The sequence below is a fragment of the Prevotella pectinovora genome (assembly GCF_000834015.1).
Lineage (GTDB): Bacteria > Bacteroidota > Bacteroidia > Bacteroidales > Bacteroidaceae > Prevotella > Prevotella pectinovora.
On record NZ_JXQI01000055.1, the window covers coordinates 33,311 to 56,732 of the forward strand.

General features: G+C 48.7%; 13 protein-coding genes. 1 reads left to right on the forward strand and 12 read right to left on the reverse strand.

The genetic code is table 11. The features are described 5' to 3' along the window. Positions 1-148: 148 nt before the first annotated feature. The 10 genes from pnp to ST42_RS06435 form a co-directional block, all read right to left on the reverse strand. Positions 149-2,494 carry a polyribonucleotide nucleotidyltransferase gene (gene pnp / locus ST42_RS06390; RefSeq protein WP_044072903.1) on the reverse strand — a complete coding sequence of 782 codons (2,346 nt, stop codon included), beginning with the start codon at positions 2,492-2,494 and terminating at the stop codon, positions 149-151. Positions 2,495-2,689: 195 nt separating this feature from the next. Next, positions 2,690-3,565 carry an AraC family transcriptional regulator gene (locus ST42_RS06395; protein WP_042517991.1) on the reverse strand — a complete coding sequence of 292 codons (876 nt, stop codon included), beginning with the start codon at positions 3,563-3,565 and terminating at the stop codon, positions 2,690-2,692. A gap of 236 nt (positions 3,566-3,801) precedes the next feature. Further along, entirely contained in the window at positions 3,802-6,012 is a 2,211-nt protein-coding gene (locus tag ST42_RS06400) for a M6 family metalloprotease domain-containing protein (RefSeq protein ID WP_052488264.1), read from the reverse strand. A 216-nt stretch (positions 6,013-6,228) separates the two neighbouring features. After that, complete coding sequence (locus ST42_RS06405; protein ID WP_156139313.1) at positions 6,229-7,488, reverse strand: hypothetical protein; 1,260 nt, start codon at positions 7,486-7,488, stop codon at positions 6,229-6,231. A 90-nt stretch (positions 7,489-7,578) separates the two neighbouring features. After that, positions 7,579-8,967, reverse strand: a complete 1,389-nt coding sequence (locus ST42_RS06410) for a DUF4302 domain-containing protein (RefSeq protein WP_197068920.1) — start codon at positions 8,965-8,967, stop codon at positions 7,579-7,581. Between the two features lie 17 nt (positions 8,968-8,984). Further along, positions 8,985-9,911 (reverse strand): zinc-binding metallopeptidase, encoded by a 927-nt coding sequence (locus ST42_RS06415; RefSeq protein ID WP_044072906.1) that lies wholly within the window; start codon positions 9,909-9,911, stop codon positions 8,985-8,987. 21 nt (positions 9,912-9,932) lie between these two features. After that, on the reverse strand, positions 9,933-11,513 hold the full coding sequence (locus ST42_RS06420) for a RagB/SusD family nutrient uptake outer membrane protein (protein WP_044072907.1): 1,581 nt from the start codon (positions 11,511-11,513) through the stop codon (positions 9,933-9,935). A 30-nt stretch (positions 11,514-11,543) separates the two neighbouring features. Then, a complete protein-coding gene (locus tag ST42_RS06425) occupies positions 11,544-14,855 on the reverse strand; it encodes a SusC/RagA family TonB-linked outer membrane protein (protein WP_044072908.1) in 3,312 nt (1,103 codons plus the stop codon). 603 nt (positions 14,856-15,458) lie between these two features. Beyond that, positions 15,459-16,619 carry a thioredoxin-like domain-containing protein gene (locus tag ST42_RS06430; protein ID WP_042517937.1) on the reverse strand — a complete coding sequence of 387 codons (1,161 nt, stop codon included), beginning with the start codon at positions 16,617-16,619 and terminating at the stop codon, positions 15,459-15,461. Between the two features lie 90 nt (positions 16,620-16,709). After that, a complete protein-coding gene (locus ST42_RS06435; RefSeq protein WP_022316834.1) occupies positions 16,710-17,105 on the reverse strand; it encodes a VanZ family protein in 396 nt (131 codons plus the stop codon). Between the two features lie 118 nt (positions 17,106-17,223). Between ST42_RS06435 and ST42_RS06440 the strand changes: the two genes are divergently transcribed. After that, positions 17,224-18,585 carry a sodium-dependent transporter gene (locus ST42_RS06440; RefSeq protein WP_044072909.1) on the forward strand — a complete coding sequence of 454 codons (1,362 nt, stop codon included), beginning with the start codon at positions 17,224-17,226 and terminating at the stop codon, positions 18,583-18,585. 560 nt (positions 18,586-19,145) lie between these two features. On the opposite strand, the gene ST42_RS06450 is transcribed toward ST42_RS06440, so the two are convergent. Both ST42_RS06450 and ST42_RS06455 read right to left on the reverse strand, forming a co-directional pair. Continuing rightward, on the reverse strand, positions 19,146-21,269 hold the full coding sequence (locus ST42_RS06450) for a M6 family metalloprotease domain-containing protein (protein ID WP_022316500.1): 2,124 nt from the start codon (positions 21,267-21,269) through the stop codon (positions 19,146-19,148). 6 nt (positions 21,270-21,275) lie between these two features. Then, positions 21,276-22,985 (reverse strand): M6 family metalloprotease domain-containing protein, encoded by a 1,710-nt coding sequence (locus ST42_RS06455; protein WP_044072910.1) that lies wholly within the window; start codon positions 22,983-22,985, stop codon positions 21,276-21,278. Positions 22,986-23,422 lie beyond the last annotated feature (437 nt).

Genomic DNA, 23,422 nt, shown 5'->3' on the forward strand with positions numbered 1-23,422 from the left:
CACCCAAAGAAATCAGAATATAAGATAATTCAACCTTTGAACTGTTTGAGGATTACCTCTATCAGTCACTACCATCAAAGAAAATCCCCACGATTATCCGTTACGGACATCGTGGGGATTTTCTTTATACTAAATTATAGAATTTCTCTTAGTCGAGGTGATCGAGAGAGTCATTGAAGTCTTTTGGCTCACGCTCCGCCATTGGATCGTGGAAGTCGTTAGACTCATTGCTCTTGTGCTCGAAACGACGTGGCTCGCCATTGTTGAAGCGGTCGCCACGTGGACGACGCTCGCCGCGCTCCGGACGAGGACGACGCTCACCACGCTCTGGACGCGGACGGCGCTCACGCTCTACGTATCCCTCCGGTTTCGGAACGAGTACACGGTGTGAGAGCTTATACTTGCCGGTCTTAGGATCGATCTCCATCAGTTTCACCTGAATCTTGTCGCCTTCCTTCAGACCTGCCTCCTCTACTGTCTCCAGACGCTTCCAGTCGATTTCTGAGATATGGAGAAGTCCGTCCTTGCCTGGCATGATCTCTACGAAGCAGCCATAAGGCATGATAGAGCGGATAGTTCCCTCGTAAACCTCGCCGACCTCTGGGATGGCAACGATGGCACGGATTTTTGAGATTGCCTTGTCGATGCTTTCCTTGTTAGGAGCACTGACCTGAACCTTGCCCTTGCCGTCTGTCTCGTCGATGGTTACTGTAGCACCCGACTCTTCCTGAATCTGCTGGATAATCTTGCCACCAGGACCGATAACGGCACCGATGAACTCCTTCGGAATATCGAATGCCTCGATACGTGGAACCTGTGGCTTGAGCTCTGCACGTGGCTCAGCGATAGTATCGGTGAGCTTGCCGAGGATGTACTCACGGCCTTCCTTAGCCTGCATGAGTGCCTTCTCAAGGATGTCAAAGCTCAGACCGTCACACTTGATATCCATCTGTGTGGCAGTAAGACCGTCCTTTGTACCGGTGGTCTTGAAGTCCATATCGCCCAAGTGGTCCTCGTCGCCGAGGATATCGCTCAGCACAGCATACTTGTCTTCTCCCGGGTTCTTGATGAGTCCCATGGCGATACCTGATACAGGCTTCTTCATAGGAACACCGGCATCCATGAGCGCCAATGTACCGGCACATACAGTTGCCATTGATGAAGAACCGTTTGACTCAAGAATCTGAGAAACGAGACGCACTGTGTATGGATAGTCTGCAGGAATCTGTCCCTTCAGCGCACGCCATGCCAGATGGCCGTGGCCAATCTCACGACGGCCTACGCCGCGCTGTGCCTTGGCTTCACCAGTACAGAATGGAGGGAAGTTATAGTGGAGGAGGAAACGCATGTAGCTCTTGTCGAGCACATCGTCAACCATCTTCTCGTCGAGCTTTGTACCGAGGGTACATGTGGTGAGCGACTGTGTCTCGCCACGTGTGAAGATAGAACTTCCGTGTGGCATTGGCAGTGGGCTGACCTCACACCATATAGGACGGATCTCGTTGGTCTTACGGCCGTCGAGGCGTATGCCCTCGTCGAGGATGCAACGGCGCATTGCGTCACGCATCACGTCGTGGTAGTATTTCTCCATGAGTGCCACCTTCTCCTCAAGCTCCTCTTCGGTGAGGTCTGCATGAGCGACAGTGTAAGCCTCCTGGAAGTCGGCTATGATCTTGTCGAAAGCATCCTGACGAGCCTGCTTGTCGAGAGCCTGCTTCGTAACGTCGTATGCCTTTGGATAAAGCTCGTCGTTGATCTGCTTGCGCAGGTCTTCGTCGTTCACCTCATGGCAGTATTCACGCTTCACGTCGGTGCCGAGTTCCTTTGACAGTTCTGTCTGAAGCTCGCACATCGGACGGATAGCCTCCTGGGCAGCCTTCAGAGCGCCGAGCAGATCCTGCTCCGACACTTCCTTCATCTCACCCTCTACCATCATGATGTTCTCAGCAGAAGCACCTACCATGAGGTCCATGTCTGCCTCTTCCATCTGTGCGAAGGTTGGGTTGATGACATATTCGCCGTTGATGCGTGCCACACGTACTTCAGAGATTGGGCACTCGAAAGGAATATCTGAGCATGCCAAGGCGCATGATGCAGCGAAACCTGCCAGAGCGTCTGGCTGGTCTACTCCGTCGGCAGAGAAAAGAATCACGTTGACATATACTTCAGCGTGGAAATCTGCTGGGAATAGTGGGCGCAATGCGCGGTCTACCAGTCGGCATGTAAGAATCTCATTGTCGCTTGCTTTGCCTTCGCGCTTTGTAAAACCGCCAGGGAAACGTCCTGCTGCGGCATACTGTTCTCTGTACTCTACCTGCAAAGGCATGAAATCTGTTCCGGGAACTGCATCTTTTGCGGCACAAACGGTGGCGAGCAAAACGGTGTTGCCCATACGGAGCACACAAGAGCCGTCAGCCTGTTTTGCCACTTTCCCGGTTTCAATGCTGATGGTTCTGCCATCAGGCAATTGAACTGTTTTCGTAATTACGTTCATCTAAAAAAACTTATTGTTTTAACAACATCTGTTATATAATATCTTATACTTGATAATTCGCACCTAATAAATCTTGGCAAAGTTAGCGAATTACTTACAATAATCGGGAAAATTGTCTGATTTATTACCTTTTTTTATGACATTAAGCCTCTGGAAAGCAAAATATTGCTGTATCAGAGGCATTTATGGGGCTTGTCAACTCTTGCGATATGCCGAAGGAGACATGCCTACATGCTCCTTGAAATATTTGCCGAGGAACGACTGGTTGGGGAAATTGAGGTCTTTGGCGATTTCCTTTATGCTCTTCGACGTGTTCTTGAGCTGCACACGCAGTTCGAGGGTCACATATTTGTCTATCCATTCGTTTGGCGTGCGGTGGCTGATGGTCTTCACGGTCTCAGAGAGGTATTTGGGTGTGATGCAGAGGCGCTCGGCATACCAGGACACGCGGCGCTCGGCTCTGAAGTTCTGCTCCACCAGACGGATGAACTCTGTGAAGATAGACTCCGCACGGGTCTGCTTGCGTTTGTCGCCCTGCTGCACTCCATACATCACATGGCTGATATCATAGATCATGGCTGCCATGAGGGAACGTACCACATCTCTGCGGAAGTGGTGGTCAGTGGTCTCCACTTTATGCTTTATGATACGGAGATATGTCATGAGGGTTTCCACTTCTTCGGCAGAGAGTTCGAAAACGGGATGGCTGCGGGAGAAGAGGAAGAGTGAGGAGAGGTCGTGAACGCCTTTTATCACTTCGTTGAAGAAATCTTCCGACATCATGATGGCGATGCCTGAAAGGTCGTCGCTGAACCAGCTGTTGTTGAGCACCTGTCCTTCGCTGATGATAATTACATCGTTTGCCTTGACGGTGCGTTCCTCGGTGTCTACTGTATAATGTGCTTCTCCGCCGAGACATACGGCGAGGAAAATACAGTCCATACGCTTGGGAATGCCGATAACTGGAAGTTCTTCAAAGTCGTCGAAAACCAGCAGGTCGTGCTCGATGGAGGGCCCGTTGTAAACCTGCATGGCTGACTCTACGGAAATGTGGTCTATTTCGTTTATCATAGGTGAATAGATAATCATTGGCGGTGATAAAGCCGATGATTTTGCAAATCTACAAATTATATCCGACATACGCAAGCGTTTCCAGGCATAGAAATTTCTGAAGACGCAATGGTGGGAGGATATATATACGAAAGCTCCCGCCATGGATTCCTGTTTCGGAACCAAAGCGGGAGCTGGATTATGTCATTATATGCCTGACGCCACGGAGGTGGCCACGGCGTTATAATATCAAGGAATTACTTCTTCATGAACTTCTTGCCGTTCTGGATTACGATACCCTTGTAGTCGTCACCCACCTGCTGACCGGCGAGGTTGAACATGCGGTTGTCTGCCGGCTTCTCGTCAACTATAGCATTGCTGATGCCGTTGGAACCTTGAATCAGACGATAAATCTGGAAGTCACCCTGCATACCGGTGTTGGTAGAGAAGAAGAGTCCGGTAGGACTGAAAGCTAAGTTGTTGTTGTCATATCTTGTCTTGGTGAACTGGATAGTGGCATCACCTCCTTCAATGTTGATAGAAGCGAATACGTTCTTGTCAATCTTCGTTGTAGATCCAACGCCGGAAGATGTGGCGCAGAGATATTTGTGGCCGGTAGTGTTGTAACGGATATACCAGTCTGAAGTGTTCTTGGTGAGCTTGAACTCCTGAACCATGCTGTTGCCATATAGTTTGCCGTCCTCGAACTTGGTGTAAACTGCAGTGAAGAGTGTCTTCTTGGCATCTGCTGTTGCAACGCCTGCTGCCTCATTTGCAAATACCACCACGTCGTCTGTATTAAGCTGGCTTACATCGGTAATCTTCTCATAGACACCACCATCTGCTATAGGCTCCGGCTTGGCGTTCTGGTCCTTGAAGCTGATGACGATGCTTCCGTCCGGCTGCTTCATGATGCCGTATGCAGGACGGTCGTTCTCTGTGCCACCGTCAAAGTATCTATATTCTGTCTTGTAGTTCACTCCATTGCCGAAGAGTGTGTACTCACTGCCCTGGTCGTCAGAGAGCAATGCTCCATCTGCAGGAACTACCATCGCACGCTTCTTTGTCTGGTTGGTGTTTACCGAGTTATACATCCATGCTGATGGACTATAAGAGATACGGGTGAGCAGGACTCCTGAACCGAAGTCCTCTGGATACCATGTGCCGGGCTGACGGTTCTCGAAGATGAAATACTCCATGGTGTTTTTAGGATTGCGGAACATTACCGCCATATCGCCCTCTGCAGAATTAGGGTTGGCGAGAGTAACGAGACCTGACTCCGGCACTTCCTTGATGTCGAGCCATCCCATGAAGCTGCGCTCATAGGCATTGTATCCGATTGGAGCGTAGGCATAGTCTACGTATGCTCCACCGTCCATCACTGACCAATAGCCGAAAGCCGAATCGCCCTGGTAAGAATATGTCGGATCGTAGAAATCCGGCAGACCCATGGCATGACCGAACTCATGAACGAGCACTCCGATACCCATTGGCAGATACTGCTCTGTTGTTCCGTAAAGCTCATTGCCCACGAAATATGAGCTGAAGATATGTCCGCTCATGTTACCGTATGACAACGGAAGGTCGAGCTCGTGTGGCCAGATGGTGTTGTCGTCGCCACCTGTTGCCTCACCGCAACCTGCATAATATACAACTACGTTAGGAATCTTTCCATTTACCTTGAACTGGTCGAAATTGGCTCCGTTTGCTACTGCCAGCGAAACAGCCTCTTTTACCATTGCGAGTGCGTTGACATCGCCGGTTCCATGGGCACCGCCTGAGTTCTTGCCATAGTATGCGTATCCTTGAGAGAGCTGCACCTTGTCCAGCACTACGAATTCCGGAGTGAACATTCCACGGCTCTGTGCCTTGAAATAATCACGAACGGAACCTTTCTCCCATTTGTTGTCTTCGGCATATCCCTCTGCATTGAGCATCTTGCTAAGTTTCTCGGTAGTCATCTCGGGCTGGAACTTGGTGTCGGTGTACTCAACCATAATTACAGGAATCTTGATGTTGCCGATTGTCGGAATAGGGCCAGTGGCGCTGGTGCCATACTTTCCGAGACCGTCTGAAGTAGACGAGCCTCCAACCTTCTGTGCGCCGGCAAGTCTTGGCCTTGCAGAAGCAAGCTTGGCGAGTGCCTGGTCTGTAGGCTTCAGCGTATTCGACTGGACGAAAGCGATTTCATCAGCTGTGCGGCTGGTGATGTCGTGAACTACAACGTCGGTAGCAACAAGGTCTGTTCCCACAAGCTTGGCATAGCAGAGTGTGCCGTCGGCATTGCGTACAACGACCTGATGGTCTTCTGTGGTGTAGAAAGCGAGATGACCGTCACCGTTCTTATAGAGCATCACGGTGGTACCATCGCTTTGTTTTACTGGAAACGCCTTGTGGATAGGGCGGATTGCCTGTGCCGACAATGCAAGAGCAAGCGACACAATGGTCAAAGCAAATGACTTTTTCATATTTTTAATTGCAAATTATTATAGATTGCGAAAATAAATTACTCGGCAATATAACATGTTCTTCATTTCAATTTACAAAGATAGCAAGAAATGAGATACGTCAAAATAATTTTAAGCAAAAATAACAAAGAAGAAGAAAAAGAGCACAAAAAAGCCCGTGACAGACGCCACGGGCAATATACTTTTGCCATTTAAGGCAAATATCAGCAAGACTGATTACTTGTTGAAGAACTTCTTGCCGCCACGGATTACCAAGCCCTTAGTATTAGCTGGAACCTCCTGACCGAAGAGGTTGTAAGTCTTAACGTTCTTTACAGAAGTCTCTGTAACGCCATTGATTCCAGTATAACTTGGATCAGCCTTGAATACTCCCTCGTCGAGAGCGATAACATAGTTCAAGTACCAGAAACCATAAGCACTCTGCTCACCTGTTGCAGGGTCATTCCAGAAGTTTGTGAATACAGGGAATGAGTCCATAATGATCTTGTTACCAGAGAGCTTACCATGAACGTAAGAAGGATCACCAGTATCAACCTCTACATAGCCTTCCTCTGCTGCAGGCTTAGTTCCGCAGATCTTGAAATATTTACCAGCTCCTTCATCCTGGATTCCAAATGGTGCTACAGAGAATGCATTCTGTGGACCTGTAAGGAGAACATTCAAATCCTTGTCAATGTCAAGAGGAGTAATAGTGCTCATACCCATACCGCTTGAAGGCTGGAACCATGCGAAACCGTAAACAGAAACGTTATTACCATAGTCCTCTACGTATGCAGCGTGAACGAAATCGTCATAAGTTCCCTGCTGACGACCCGGTCTGCTATATGAGATAACAGCATTGGCTGGCTTCAACTCGAGGCTGAAGAAGAAGTTCCAGATTGTGTTCATACCCTCGATGATATTTGCGAGAGCACCGCCATCCTCAATGTTGAGCAGGAGAGTACCATCCTCATCAACTGTGAATACGAATGGATCCTCAGAGAATGAGAATTGGTCACCAGAAGGAAGGAGAGTACCAACAATGAACTTATAGTCTACAGGACCCTGAGTAGTATTGCCTGAGTATCCACCGCTGTACTGAACAGGACAAGTAATTGTACCAGCAGCAGCATCATACACACCATAGAACTCAGTAGGAGCGTTCTCAGAGCAGAATTTGAACTTAGTGTTGTAAGTTGTATTAGTCTCCTCGTCTTTAACATTTACCTTCTCTACGATAACGCTGTCGCAGCTCCACTTGTCATCGAGTTCAGTGTAACCTGAAATATAAAGACCATAGATACCGTCGTGAGCGATGCGGGCAGGAGCTGCCTTCTTAGCGTTAGACTGTACGTTCTTGATAGCCTTGACAGAAGTCATGTCATCAAACTTAACGTTGTTATTCAACACTGTTTTACAGAGAGGTGTCTGCAAAACCTGTGCGCTTGCTGCGAGTGAAACCACTGCGGCGCAAGCAGATAGTAAAAATTTTCTCATAATACTAAAAATTAATTTAAATGTTTTTTTTGCTTTTTGAATAGAGTGAGCGAAACGCGGGTCTCGCCCACCCTATTGTTTATTCACTGATTATTCTTTCTCTTCCTTGTCGCGGTCGCCAAATGGGTAGCCCTTAGACTGAGCCCAAACCTTAATCACGTTAGTAGGATCGTTCAAGTCTGTCAGGATGAGGTAAGACGGATGACGTACATTGTCTGTAGTGATCTGGAATGTGTGGCCAAAGCCACCGCAGAATGGGTCGATTGCCGACATACCACCATACTTGTCATTCTTGTAGTACTTCTTACCAGGGTTGTTACTCTTACCGACATTTGACTTCATCTCAACACGGTCTCCATAGTAACCACCGTTGCCATCAGAAACGGCATTGAATGTCATACCGATGATAACCTGAGACTCAGTGGCTGTAGCCATAAGTAATCCAGCAGGATACTTGTCAGAAACATAACCTACAGCAGCATAGTAGAGGCGTGCACGTTTCTTGTCATTGTCAGCCTTACCGAGCTTCTCGAAGAGAGTCTCCCACTTGCTCTGGCCGTATGTTCCCATGTCATCGTATGTGAGATACCAGAGACCACGCTTGAATGTATCGAACAATGTAGGAACCTCTGTGAAGAGCTTCACGTTCTCAACACCTGTAGCCACGAAGAAGTCCTGAGTGTCACCCTTGGTGAAACCGTTCAACTTGGTATCCTTTACAGTAACCTCCTTATAGAACTTGTATCCCTCTGGAGTTACGATGTAAGGAGCAGCAACAACCTCAACCTTGCCATCTTCGTCAGTTGTGTAGAAATTCAGACAACGATAGGTAGACTGGGTATAGATAGCGTTTTCTGTATCCTCACCCCACTGCAGAGTGTATGTACGTGAAGTCATGAACTCCTCAGCCTCGTCAACCTGCTTCATATACTCACCCCATGACATGTCAGCAGCCATAGGATACATATAAATGCGGGCGCCATGCTTCTTGCCCTTCAACTCGATCTTCTCTGCAGAAGCAGAAACGACGCGGAACTCGAAGTCACCCTCGAAACCGGTACCTGCAGTACCGAAGTCATCATTATTAGGCTCTGCGAAGTAATGGAAGATGCTGTTATAGTCGTCGAGAGAAAGAACGACACCCATACTCTGCTCCAGCTTGAAGTGAGACTTGCAAGTCAGTGCATTTCCGTTTGCATCATAACCGGCAGCCTGACCCTTGCCAACCTTCTCGCTTGCTACAGTCACGCTGTCACCCTCGAACTTCATGAATACATTGTATCCACCGTATGTGACATCACCATAATATTCAACTCTCCATCCGTTTGGAGCCGACTCCAAAAGAGTCTTTGTCTCTGTAAGAGCTTTCTGCGCACGGTTTGCCGCGCTGTCGCTGAACACGTCGTCTACATCAGACACACATGAAGAGAACGCGAACACTCCCATGATGAAAGCCAAAAGACTTAAAATCTTCTTCATATTTTTATCCTCCTCCATTAATCAAGTTTACGTAAATCAAGAGAAGTTACCTCGTTTGAACGACGGAGAACGACAGAACGCATCGTATCCAGATCGATATTCCAGCTATTGAGGAAATAACTTCTTACAATATCAAGCTTCTTGTTGATAATCTTTGCTCCATTCTCGCCAGCCTGTTCGATGATCTTGTTCCAACCCTCTTCAGACAGTGTTACATAGTAAGCATAGATCTCGGCGAAGTCCTCGTTGTACTCCTGGCTTGCATATCCAGAAACGAATCCCTCTGTAGCAGCATCCTTATCCTTTACGTTGACCCAGTCAGTTGAGTGGTAACCACCGGCACTGATAGTCTGGAAATCAGTTGAGTAGTTCTTGGTCTGAGTAAGGATATGGCAGAACTCATGGTGCATAGTGTGGAAGAACCAGTAGTTCAGGTCAAGAGGCTTTGTGCCCTTTGACTCGTATGGATCGGTAGTGTTCACACGAACGTTGTCGATATCAAGCTCGTTAACGCCGTAGAACATCACCTTCATACCCTGCTCTGCAGTACCGAGCACGATCTGACCGTTGGTGTCATACTTATAAGAACCAGAAAGCTGGATAACTCGTGGAGTATAGGTCTTCAGGAAGTCAGCGCCGGCTACCTCTACATAAGCTCCGAGCCACATGTGCTGCATGAGCTTTGCGATAGCGATGGCCTTGTCTGTCTGTGCAGGAGTAACGTTATAGTTCTGGTCAGCCTCCTTGTCGTTGTAGTGATAGAGGAAGTTGATGTTGAACTCCTGAACATAGTTCTTGAGCAACCAGTTATCGAATTCGGAACGCTGGATAGGATTTGTATCGAAGATGCTCTTTGAGTCGAGGTCGTCCTCACTACATCCCACGAAAGATGCAGTTGCTGCGAACATCATCAGCAGCATTCCTAAATATTTAATCTTTTTCATATTTCCAATTAATTATTTTAATCAACGTGGGTTTGCTGGCAGACCAGCCTTAATAACATCGTTTGGCAACTGAACGGCACCTCTCAAGTCACCTGTCTGGAAGACGAGTGGGTCCTCACGCTGTACGAGGTGAGAGAATGCGATACCGTAACGCTTCAAGTCAGGGAAGCGGAGTCCCTGGAAGATAGTCTCCAGACGACGCATGTGGAGGATGAGGTTGATCATGTTCTCCTGGGTTCCTGTCTCAATTTCGAATCCCTGTGGGTGAAGCTCCTTGCGGATTGTAAGGTCACTCCAGTACTCCAATGTTACAGGAGTATAGTCGAGCTGCTCCATGAACTCGTTGATCAACTCTTCTGTCATCACAGGACGAACCTCGTCACCGCTCTGAGCACGGCAGTGGTTCTCAATCCAAAGATTGATGTCGGCTACAGCCTCAGTGTACATCTTCTTGCGGGCATAAGCCTCTGCACGGCAGAGAAGAGTCTCGTCACCAGTGAAGATCGGGTCAACAATGTGGAGATAACCTGTCTGGTTGATCTTGTCGGTGATTTCCATCTGTGGCAACATCTTTGGGAACTGAACAGCAGTGCTGCTACCGTACATCATGTTAGCATAGTAGAGCAGTGCCTTCTGTGCGTCAGAACCAGAACCCTGGCCCCAAGGAGCCTTAGCCCAGAATGTACCGTAAGAGCAAACGCTCTGGTTGTGCTGGAAACGTGGATATACAGGGTAGATTACCATGTAACCCTCAGAAGAGTAAGAAGCCAACAGCATGAGGTTAGCCTTCTCGCCAGACTGGATATACTTGTTACCGATATCCTGAGCACCGAACTGAGTGTACTGCTCGAAGTCACGCAGTACGGAACGTGGGTCAGAGCCGAGAACCTCGTTAGCATACTCGATACACTTGTCCATGTTGTTGTAATACAGGTTGAAGCGAGCTGCGAATGCGTAAGCTGCCTTTCTGTTGAAGTGATACTTAGGAACAGTGTAGATAGACTCGTCAATCTTTGGAAGTGCCTCCTCGATATCCTTGTCGATGTTTGCATAGAGCTGACGGAGAGTTCCGCGGTCATACTGTCCGCCGATGAACTTGGCAGGCTCTTTCGGATAAGGAAGACCCATATACTCATCAGCCTTAGACTCGTCCCAAGCCATACAGAAAGTAGTGGCGAGCTGGAACATAGAGTAAGCACGGATCATCTTAGCCTCAGCCTCTACAGCTGCAGACTCCTCAGTAGGAGTAACCTGTCCGAGATACTCGAGCGCCTGGTTGGCAGTAGCCACCGACTTGTAGAGCTGGTTCCATACAAAATATGGAGAGTCGTTACCAGTATCGTCAACGTCCTCGAAGCGATACAGCTCGTCCTTCAACGGAGTAGAAGCATAAGAAGTACCGTTGTCAGAAACGTTGTCCGACATAAGCTCCATAATGGTATTGTTGTTTCCCTCAGGGTATGCAGACGTAAGCAGCTCTTTAACCTGGCTTACCGTCTTCACCTCTGCGCGGTCGTCCGGCAGTCTGTCGAGATAGTCATTACAAGAAGTAAGTGACATTGCGCAAAGCGCCGACACCGCTAAATACTTTATATATTTCATATTATAATCTTATTAATGTATACTAATTGATTAGATACCAAGACGCAATGTGAATGTGAACTGCTTAGACATAGGAGCTGCAACACCACCGGCGTTGAAGAACTCTGGGTCCTGACCGTTCAGCTTGTCGTCGCAATAGATCAAGAAGAGGTTTGTAGCCTGCAGCTTAGCGCTTGCGCTTGTAAGACCGATCTTGCTAATCCACTTGAGAGGGAAGTCGTATGCGAGAGAAATCTCCTTCATACGGATGAAGTCACCCTTTGCAACGCGCTCTGTAGAGAGGTTGTATGCGTTGTAAGCTCTGTTCAGATATGTATCGCTCTGGATTGTTCTGAGGTCGGCGATAGCTGGGATAGTAGTTCTCAGCTCGTCTCCAGGAACCACCCATCTGTTCTTGAACTCCTTAGGCATAGCCGAGAGGTCAGAATATGAGTAAGCGAATGATGGGTCAAGACGTGTAACGTTACCGAACGAGTATGTCATGAAGATGTTCAGGTGCCAGTTCTTGTAAGAGAACACGTTACCGAGAGATCCGGTGATTGTAGGATCTGTAGGACCCTCATACTTCAGATGAGAGAGGTCGTAAGACTGGAAGTCGATGTCGCTTGTAGTGATCTCGCCCTTCTCGTTTACGAATGTTGGGAGACCTGAGTTGTTCAGGCCCTTGAAGTCCATAGAGAACAAAGCTCTGTAAGGATAGCCCTTCATTGTAAATCCGTTACCGTAGATAAGGTCGTAGATACGTGTCTGAGCGTCGAGGTCAGTCACACGGCTCTTAGTGTGAGAGAAGATGAAGTCAGTAGACCATGTGAAGTCCTTGGTCACAATGTTACGTGTACTGAGTGTGAACTCCTCACCATGAGACTTCATGGATGCTACGTTGGCATAGTTGAGGATAGAACCCTCTACACCAGTTGTACGCTTCGGACCGATGAGGTCGTAGTTGTCACGAGTATACCAGTCGAACGAGAAGTTGATTCTGTTGTTGAGGAAACCGAGGTCGATACCGAGGTTGAGCTCGTGCTTCTTCTCGTATGTCAGGTCAGGGTTAGCGAAGCTGTTGATCTGCAGACCAGACTCCTTGTCAACAGTGTAAGGACGCCATACGTTGTAGCTACCGATGATTACGTTAGCATTTGTGATGGCAGGCTTGTCACCGGTCAGAGAGTAACTTGCCTTAACAGTAGCGTGAGAGAGAACCTTGTTCAGTTTCTCGAACCATGTCTCCTCATGAGCGTTCCATGCTCCAGAGATGTTCCATGTAGGCAACCAGCGGGCGCTTGTAGCCTTACCCAGACGGTTAGAACCCTCGTAGCGTACAGTACCGTTGATTGTATAACGGCCCTTCCAAGAATATGTAGCAGTACCGAAGAAAGAAACCTCACGGCTGTAGCCGTTGCCTACAGAGTAGTACATTGAGTTCTCCTCGCTTGCCTGCTTGAAGTAGCGGTAGTCGTAGCTTCCGAGCAGACCATTGCCGAAGTTCATACCAACACCGTTGAAGTATGTGCTGTTACGGTCAACGTTGTTGATCTCCATACCACCATATACGTTGATGATGTGGTCGTCCTTGATTACGTCGTTATAAGATGCTGTAGCACGGAAGTCCCAGCTGTTCATCTTATACTTTGTCTCCTGGTAGAAACCACCAGATGGCAATACTGTGATAGGCAGTGAGTTTGCGCTGTCCGGGTCTTTGTACAACCATGAGTTGTTGTCACGGATTGTAGCGTCGTCCATAGCACGGAATGCAAGTGCCTGGTTAGAGTTCTCAGTGATTGTCTGCACCTGTGTGGTGGTAGAGAACTTGTAAGCACCCAAAACAGAGAGTTCCACTGTGCGGATAGGCTTGTACTTGAGTTCAGCCTGGAGTTTGATGTCAACAACGTCGAAGTTGAGGTAGTTGTTGTCGAGCTCGTGGAAGATGTTGAACGGAGCGTAGTTTCTCTGATACTCTGCATTTGGATCGAGAGTACGAGAGCTGTTCAAAGCGTAAGAATATGGGTTGATGTCGAAGTTACGCGACACGTCACCGGTCACACCGTTGATACCGCTTGAGTTTGTGGTACCAGGAGCCTGCTGCTTACGATAAGCAGCATTACCGATCATGTTCAAAGAAACCTTCTTGCTGATGTTGTACAGAGCGTTGATGTTAGAAGTATAACGCTTAACGTTGCTCTTCTTGTACCAACCTGGATCATCCATGAAGCTGAATGAAGCATAGTACTGAGCCTTCTCTGTACCAGAACTCATACTGATAGAGTGGTTCATCGAAATCGAGTTGTTGAACAACAGGTCGAACCAGTCAGTGTTGCGATACTCAGCCTGCTGGAGGTAAGCGTTCATAGCCTCTGGAGTGTTGTCGAGACCGAACTTGCCAGTTGCAGGGTCGTACTGGTTCATGAGGTGGTACATATTACCGAACACACCTGAGTTGCTTGCGCGGTATGAGCTTACGAACGAGAAGAAACCGTTGTTCTGCATCTCCTTGAAGATACCCATCTGCTCCTGAGAGTTCATGATGTTGAACTCCTTGTAGCTTGGCTTCAGGCGATAAGAGAACTCACCGGTATAGCTGATCTTAGAGGTACCTGCCTTACCACGCTTTGTGGTAACAACGATCACACCAGCCATGGCGCGTGCACCATAGATAGATGTAGCGGAACCGTCCTTCAGGATCTGGAAGCTTTCGATATCGTCAGAGTTCAGACCAGCGATGGCGCTTGAAATAAGTGTTGCTGCATCACCAGAAGAGAGAGCGTCGGCGTCTACTTCCGTCACGTCCTCCATGATGACACCGTCAACCACCCACAGTGGTTTAGACGAACCGTAAATAGAGGTAGCACCACGCACGCGGATCTTTGGCGCGGTACCGAACGTTCCGGATACGTTCTGCACAGATACACCGGCTGCACGGCCTTCGAGCGAGCGGCTGATATCAGCCACACCGTCAAGTTTTGCCTTGTTTGCATCAATCTTAGTTGTGGCACCAGTAAACAGACGCTTGTCCATCTTCTGCATACCTGTAACTACGACCTCGCCGATCTCTTGTGCATTAGACTCCAAAACAATTTTCATGTTTTTCTTGCCCTTCATGGTTACATCCTTCATACCGACATAAGTCACTATGATGGTTGGATTACTTTGGGTTGATGTCAGCGAGAATTTACCGTCGATATCCGTAACGGTACCTGTCTTAGTGCCCTTCAACATGATTGTAGCACCAATAACGGGTTGACCATCATCGTGAGATATCACGGTACCCGAGACTTCTGTTTGAGCCAGAGCCATTCCTACGAAGAGGAACAGGGAGGCCAACAGCATTGTTAGTCTTTTTTCCATAAATACTCTCTTCCCTAAATTAATGAATGAATAAATTATTGTTACGTTTTTGCAAATTTATATATTATTTCCATTCCAAACAAAACTAAAGGTAATAAAAACTGCTTTTCCCCAAAAATTTAACTAAAATAGAGGTATAAATGTATATTTACAATCATAATTATTCACATTACGGTCCTATTTCTTACACACTGATAGCAATAAGTGTACAACGATGACGGACATATATACACTTATTAATATAACAGATGTCACACGGCTGTAATGGGTGTGAAACAATTGTTTTTGCAGTGTCACAGACTAACAGAATCCAGCTTACCAAGATATTAAGATGCCACGACAGACTGGAGAAAATATGATGACAGCGAAAAAACAGAAAAAATCGTCAGATTGTCTGGTTTTCAGTATAGCGTATTGACATACAGGCAGTTAGCGACCAGACAATTGTTTTCGATTGTCTGGATGGTTTGATGTCAATGGGTAGTTTGTGCAAATAATATAAGGTATGCGCGCGCATACCTTATATATATAGTCAGTTGAATTGTCTGTCATTTTATTTGGAGCGGGCGCATTCGCCGCTGCTCCCCGCCAACGAAGATACTATCAGAGTATCTTCTGGATTTCAGCATCGAGGTCTTTGATCTGCTCGTCACGCTTATAGAGGGTGTTCGTCTTGTCTACGAGGAAGAAGGTCGGCAACTTCTGGATGTTGTAGAGCATTAGGAGCTTGGAGTCCACTCCATCGGCATCACGCACGGATATCCATGGCAACGCTGCGGTCTGTGTCTTCCAGAAATGTTCCTCTGGATCGAGCGACACCTGGAAAATCTCCAGTCCGCGAGAGTGGTATTTGTTGTAGAGTTCCCTTAGTTTCATGATGCGCTGTGTGGAACCTTCGGATGCGAAGACATGGAAATCGAGCAACACTGCCTTGCCTACCAAGTCAGTGATGCGGCGCATATTGCCATGGTTGTCAGGCAGAGCAATCTCTATGATATTAGAGGTGTGCACCTTCGAAGGGTCGATGCCCTGCTGGCTTTCGGCGAGCTTGTTCTGCATGATTCTCACATTCTTCATTCCCTCGATGGCAATGTTGTGGAGGTTTTCGCCACGAAGCGAACCGGGATAGTATGTATCCCAGCTTGTGGCAACGGCAGCGAACGCCTTGATGTCTTCCTTGCTCTCACGGGGATTGAAGATGAGTCGCTGTCCCAGAGCCTGGAACAGGGCGAAATATGAGGATGCCTTCATCGGCTGCTTGTAGATATAGTTGCGCTTGATGAAATCCTTATACTGTTCTATCACCTTACGGATGGTATCCTCGGCGGCGTCGTATCCGATGGCTGGGTTGTTCTCGATGCCGATGACAAACGACTGGAGGTTTATCTGCTTGATAGCCAGGTCTTTGATGGTGGCACATTCCTCACTTCCGCTCACGGTATATCCTGTTGACATCTTGGGATAGGATGCCTTCACTGTGATGGTCTCGGTGGAGTCTACGCTGAGGTTTATGATCTGGTTTGCTATGCGCAGGCGATAGAATTCCGGCGCTGTCGGCGCATCGTCGCTAAAGCTGAATGATCCGTCGGCAGAGAGTTTCACGGAGTCTATGGCAACCGGTCCGTCGAGACTCATGTTCTCGAAATAGAGCATTGAGTCTTTAGCTTCCGTTATATTTCCGTTCACATGGAATTTCTTTCCTCCGCATGATGCGAGGAATATCACTGCCATAAGTATTGCGAATGATGATATCGTTTTCTTCATAAGTGTTTTTAGCTGATTAATATACGTGCAAATGTACTACAAATAATGCTAATATCAAAATATCGGGGTTAAGATTTCAAGTTGTCCCGCTCATCTGTTGTACTTCACCCTATACGCCAGATATCCCAAAAGACAGCCCAGGGTAGCTCCCGTGGCGTTGGCAAGGAAATCGAGCCAATCGCCACTCCGCCTGCCTCCCGTGCAGTATGCCTGGAGAAGTTCTATCAGTCCGCTCATCATCACCGGAGCGAGCCAAGCCCAGAGGAGCAGGCGGCGCGGACTGGCAGAGGAGCGGTAGCGGCGCAGGTGTTCGAGCCATATCACACTACACGTTCCGGCATACATCGCGATATGTGTCCATTTGTCAATGAACGGCACATCGTCGAGTGATGTATGTGGCGGAGTGCAGAAGCACGCCACCCAGATTATGGCTATGCAGAGCCACGACAAGGGGTAAAAACGCATTAATTGTGGGATTCGTCTCATTTTAATTGATATTTTAATGCAAAAGTAAAAAATATTTGATACATTTGCGACAATTAACTAAATCAATATTACAATTAGGATAGCATATTCATTTCTAAAACCAAAAGAAAGCACAGTTATGGAAAAAGGGAACAGAGCTAATTTCGGTAGTAAACTTGGATTGATACTCGCCACGGCGGGTTCGGCAGTGGGTCTCGGCAACGTATGGCGCTTCCCGTATATGGCGGGGCAGAACGGCGGTGCGCTATTCATCATCGTCTATGTGGTCTGCGTGCTTGCGCTTGGCATACCATGTATCATGAGCGAATTCATAATCGGCAGACATTCCGCCTCAAACACGGCGAGGGCTTACCGCAAACTTGCCGGCAAGACACCTTTCGGACTGGTGGGATATCTGGGAGTGCTGACAGGACTCCTCATCAACGGCTACTATGCCGTGGTGTCGGGATGGTGTTTCGAATATATCTACGCATCGGCGGCAGGACAGCTGAACGGGGACCCGCAGTTTTTTGCCGACTTCTTCAACACCTTTGAGAAAGACCCCGTAAAACCGATATTCTGGGCTGTGACATTCCTGATTGTCACACATCTTATCATCATCAGAGGAGTGAAAGACGGCATCGAGAAGGCTTCAAAGATGATGATGCCGGCACTGTTCGTGCTGCTGATAGTACTTGTGGTGGCATCCTGCATGCTGCCAAACGCATGGGCGGGTGTGGAATACCTGTTCAAGCCGGACTTCAGCAAGGTAACCAAGGAGCTGTTCCTCGGCGCACTGGGACAGGCATTCTTCTCATTGAGCATCGGCATGGGGTGTCTGTGCACCTTCGCCTCTTACTTTTCGAAAGAAACAAACCTTACGAGTTCTGCGATGCAGATAGGCATTATAGACACGGTGATAGCGATTCTCGGAGGACTGATTATCTTCCCTGCAGCATTCAGCGTGGGCGTAAGCCCCGACAGCGGTCCGTCGCTGATATTCATCACTCTGCCAAACGTCTTCCAGGAGGCTTTCGGGGGCATTCCTGTTGTGGAATATCTGGTGGCACTGTCATTCTATATTCTCCTGTCGCTGGCGGCTCTTACATCACTGATTTCCATCCATGAGGTGAGCACGGCATTCGTAGAAGAGGAGTTCAATGTGTCGCGCAACCGTTCTGCTACCATCGTGACGGCTGTCAGCATGGTGATTGCCGTATTGTGCTCTCTGTCGTTGAGCGATCTGGATATCATTTGTCTGGGCGGCAAGTCGCTGTTCGACTGGCTCGATTCCATCACAAGTCAGATATTGTTGCCGTTGGGCGGATTCTTCACCTGTCTGTTCTTGGGATGGTATGTTCCCAAGAAGATAGTGAAGGACCAATACACCAACTGGGGCACGATGCCGGGCAAGTATTTCGGCGTGTATATGTTCTGCATGAAATTCCTCTGCCCCATCTGCATCCTGCTCGTGTTCCTACACCAGTTCGGAGTGATTTAACCCAAAACGGTCAAAAGACACAAGGGCTGACATTTCTTTGTTATGTCGGCCCTTGTTTTCAACCAAAAACTTCATGAAATGGGCAAGCTGCTTGCCCAAGTGGGGCAACGTGCTTGCCCATCATGGGCAACGTGCTTGCCCCTGTTGGGCAGATTTGCTTTCAGACATCTGCCCAATAAGTTCATATTGTAACACCCATATTCCTGTTTCCTGAATTCTGCCAACGCAGGCAATTCCTGTAGTCTGAATTCCTCACACCTGAGAATTCTTTTCACCTGATAATTCTTTTCATCAGCAAACCATCCAGACAATTGCCTGACAATCGAAAGACAGCCAACTACCTGTCGGTCAGAATATTGCGACGAAAAACCAGACAATCTGACAGTTTTCCAAAAATTCTTGGTTTTACAAAGAATCAGCGTTATGGGCAACTTTTTTTAATCATATTGACCAACACCAAATAATAAAAGGATTGGACAACCGGAGAGTCTCAGCTTCTCCAATTATCCAATCCTTGTTTTATGTGCAGACACGAGGTCTGAATGGAATGTTTCTGAATGTTACTTCACGAGCTTCTTACCGTTCATCACATAGATGCCAGGGCGAAGATCGCTGACTGACTTACCCATGTAGCGACCGTCGATAGAGTATATCTCGCCGTTCTTTGGCGACTGGTCGGCAGTGGCAGAACTGATACCGGCAAGGCTCACAGGAATTACGCACACATTGTCGATGAACACGCCCTTGTCGTTGGTCTTGAAGCGGATAGCGGCATCACCAGAACCGGTGACATTAGCCTTTACCTCTGTCCACTGACCAGGAACGAGAGCGAACTCTGTGACATCAAGCACGGCGTCGCAACCATAGTTTGCAGCCAGAATCAGCTTGTTGTCTGAGCTGCCTGTGTATGGGGCTGCGAGGAACGAAATCACTACCGGTTCAGAGATTTTGAACGATGGTGTGACGGCGTTTGCCTTACGTGTAGCGTTACCGAGGAGCGCACACTTGTTGGCACCGGTCTTCGGAGTGCCGGACCATCCGTCATTGTCAGGGAAGAAGTCTGCCAATCCCACGTTGTCGCCATCCCAGATGCCGTCATTACCGCCGATGCCGCTGCAGTTGTCGAATGTTTCATAGAGCAATGCTCCCTCCGGCTTGTCCTGCTTTGTGGCGCTCTTTGTGGTATACTCAAACGAGATTGTGCCGTCGGCGTTCTGTGTGATGTTGAGCAGATATTTGTTCATGTAGCCCGTGCCGTCGGTATTGGCGTTGTACACGGTGCAAGCCGGACGGGAATAGTTCGTCAGACTGTTGTTGCCCTGATAAGGCCATGCGTCGCCAGCCTTGTCCTCATCGGTAGAACCGAGAGTGTTGTCGGCAGGAATCACAGTCATGCGCTGACGGGCAGCGTTGTAGTTCACCTGATTGTCTTCCCAGGCGCCCTTGCTGTAGTCCACGTGGAGCACGATGAGTCCCTCGCCTGGCAATGCGGCGTCCCAACCGGTCTTCTGACGGTTTTCGAGCATATAATACTCGTTCTCGTTTCCGTCGTTATAGAAGATGTATGTATCGCCACCGGCAGCGAGAGCCTTCATGCCTTCGATCTTCTGCGGTTCGGCGTTGAGCACTATAGGCTCCTTCCATCCACAGAACATCTTCTCATAGCTGTTGTATTCAGCAGGGAGGAATGTGTTGCCGTTGTAGCATCCGAAACACATGATGTCCCAGAATCCTGTTCCATATCCCCTACCGTTGATGTCGTAGTGGTCTTTGAGTCCCATACAGTGTGAGAACTCATGGCAGAAGGCACCGATACCGTCGATTGCCTCTGTGGCGCCCAGCTCGCAGCTGCAGGCGTAGACGCTGACCTTCACTCCGTCGGCAACGGTCATAGGGTCGATGGCAGACTTGTGAGGCCATACGAGGTCCGGATCCTGAGGATATGTTGCCTGTCCGTGTCCGGCATAGAGGACGAACACCTCTTCAACGAGGCCGTCGCCGTCCCAGTCATACTGCTTCCAGTCTGTCACCTGGTCCTTGGCGAGGTTCACAGCATCCTCCACCATAGGATATACGAGTGCCGCCTGGTCTCTGCCCGAGGCGTCGTTCTTGCCATATCCGGCATATCCCTTCGGCAGGTCTACCGGACCTACCACGTCGAAGTCGATCTCGAACTGTCCGCCACTCTGAGCCTTGAAGTAGTCACGCACGCTACCCTTGAATCCGAGCGTCTCGTCGGAGTAGTTCTCTCCGTTGATGATCTGCTTGTAGAGGTCGAGCGTATGCTCCGGCTTGAACTTGGTGTCGGCGAAGTTGGCAAGGATGACAAGACATTTCTTCTTGCCCTGGAATTTGCTTCCCTCTACCTTTTTCACCGGCATTGATGTGCGTGCCGACTCCAGGATGGCTTTCTCACGGGCTGCCTTCTGCGCCACCACTGCGTCGTATTCACTCTGCAGAGCGGAAAGCTCCACCTTAGAGAACACGCCAGCTGACGGTGTCTGTCTGTAGCAGGCACCGTCGGCAGTGCGCCAATATGTGAGATGCTCGTCGCCCACGAGCTCAGCTTTGACTACTGTGCCGTCGGCGAGAGTGATGTTGCGACATATTCCCGGCTTCACCGGCATTGCCTGGATGGCGATGGCAGCGAGAACCGCGGATATGGATAATAGGATTCTTTTCATTTTCTGTTATTTTAGGATTTTCTTTCCATTCACGATATACATACCGCTCTTGAGCGCCTTCATGTCGGTGCCGAGGAAACGGCCGTCGAGTGTATAGATGCGGTTGTCTGCCTTAGCCTGTGTAGCAGCGTTGACCTCAGCGATGCCGTCAACAACCAGGTTGTCCCATGGATTCGGAGTGTTGCTCAGCTCCACCTCACGCTTGAAGGTGAATCCCATTGTGCCGTCGGCATTTCTGTGGATATCGGTGATAGGCTTGCCCATGAGTTTCTTGCCGTTCACGTTGGCGTGGTTGAGTGTAGCGGCAGGCTCAGAATTGTCTGTCAGACTGTTCACGCTGCCGTATGGGAAGCAGTTGTTGTCTGGATACTGGTCATAGTTGTAACCGTCGGCACAGATGATGGTGTATCTCGCATAGTCGCCGTTGGCGTTAGGAGCCATTCCGGTCCACACTCTCTCATCGTAGTCTACATAGTTCACGAGCAGACCTGTACCCTTGCGCTTTGCGTCCCAACCTACGTTCTGATGGTTTTCGAGGATATAGAACTCATTCTTGTAGCCTTCGTTATAAACGATGAAGAACTCGCCTCCCTCTGAGATAGGGCCCATATTGTTTACAATGGTGTCGTTTGCCAACACCTTGGCGTTCTGCCATCCGGCAATCATACGCTCCAGACCTGTGTAGCAAGAAGGTGTGAAACCGTTGTCGATGTAAGAACCAACGTCCATGAGGTCCCAAGTGCCCATTCCGAAACGTGTCTTGGTTGGGTCGTAGGTATCAGGGAATCCGAGGCAGTGTGAGAACTCGTGGCAGATGGTACCGATACCGCAGATGGTACTGCCTCTCTGCAACTCGCTACTGCAGGCGTAGGTATCGATCTTCACACCGTCGAGGTTGATGGCCTTCTTGTAGTCTGAAGCGCTGAGCTTAGACTCATGTGGCCATATTGTTGTTGCTGATCCGCCATCGTGCTCACCGAGTCCGGCATAGAGCACGAACACCTGGTCAACTTCTCCGTCGCCGTCCCAGTCGTAGTCGGCATAATTTACATCTGCATCTGCTGCCAATACTGCCTCAGCAATCATCTCTCCTGGCTTGGTGTCGTGGGAATAACCCTGGTTAGTGCCGTAATACCAACGCTTGTGGGCAAGCATGTATGGACCTACAACATCGAACTCGATATCGAGCTTGCCGAGACTCTGAGAGCGGAAATAATCCGCCACGCTACCAGTGAAGCCTAATTCCTTGTTGGTGTAGTTCTTGCCGTTGGCAACTTCCTGGAGGAGTTCTCTGGTGTGCTCCGGCTGGAACTGTGCTGACTTTCCGTCAGGATAGTTGACGAGGATGATGAGTCCCTTCTTCTTGCCTCCGGAGATTGCCTTCTTGTGAGAAGTGCTGGCCTGGAGCTGGTTCTGGTTGTAGAGTTTCTTCAGACGGACGGCACGGTCTTGTGCTCTCTGAAGTCTCATCGGCTCTGTTGCCTTCAGCATACGAGCCACGTCAACCGGTTTGAAAATACCGGTCTCACCGTCTTCCACGTATGTCTTGCCATCGGCTGCCTGCCAATAGCTTCCCCATTCGTCGCCCTTAAGCTCTACTCTAACTTCGGTACCGTCAGCGAGACGTACCGTTTTCCATTGTCCCGGTCTTGCGGGAGAAGCAAATGCCGTGAGAGCGGCAAATGCCAGTGCGCATAGTGTGTATATCTTCTTCATACTAAAAAAAAGGTAATGTTTGGGTACAAATTTACTGTTTTTTTAATTACCCTCCTACTTTTCAGCGATTTTCTTACTAATTATTTGACTTTGAGCTGATTTAGACGGAAGGAATGGAGAAGAAAAGAAGGACGGACTGACGAACCGGAAAGAAGACTGACGGACCGGAAAGAAGGAAAGATGGCGAACAGGACAGAAGCCGGGGCTGTGCAAGGAGAAAAACGTCAAAACAGAGAACGGACAAGCCTTCAAGGAGTTTTGCCAACTACGATTGACAATGGGGATAGGTATATGTCAAGACATTAGGCAGTTAAAGCTATTTAGCAGTTTTCTTCTTGGAAAATATAAACAGATATTGTAATTTTGCACTCAAAAGAAACGGGATGTCTACAAGACATGCATTCTGTTATACCCGTTATACGGGGTGATGACAGGGA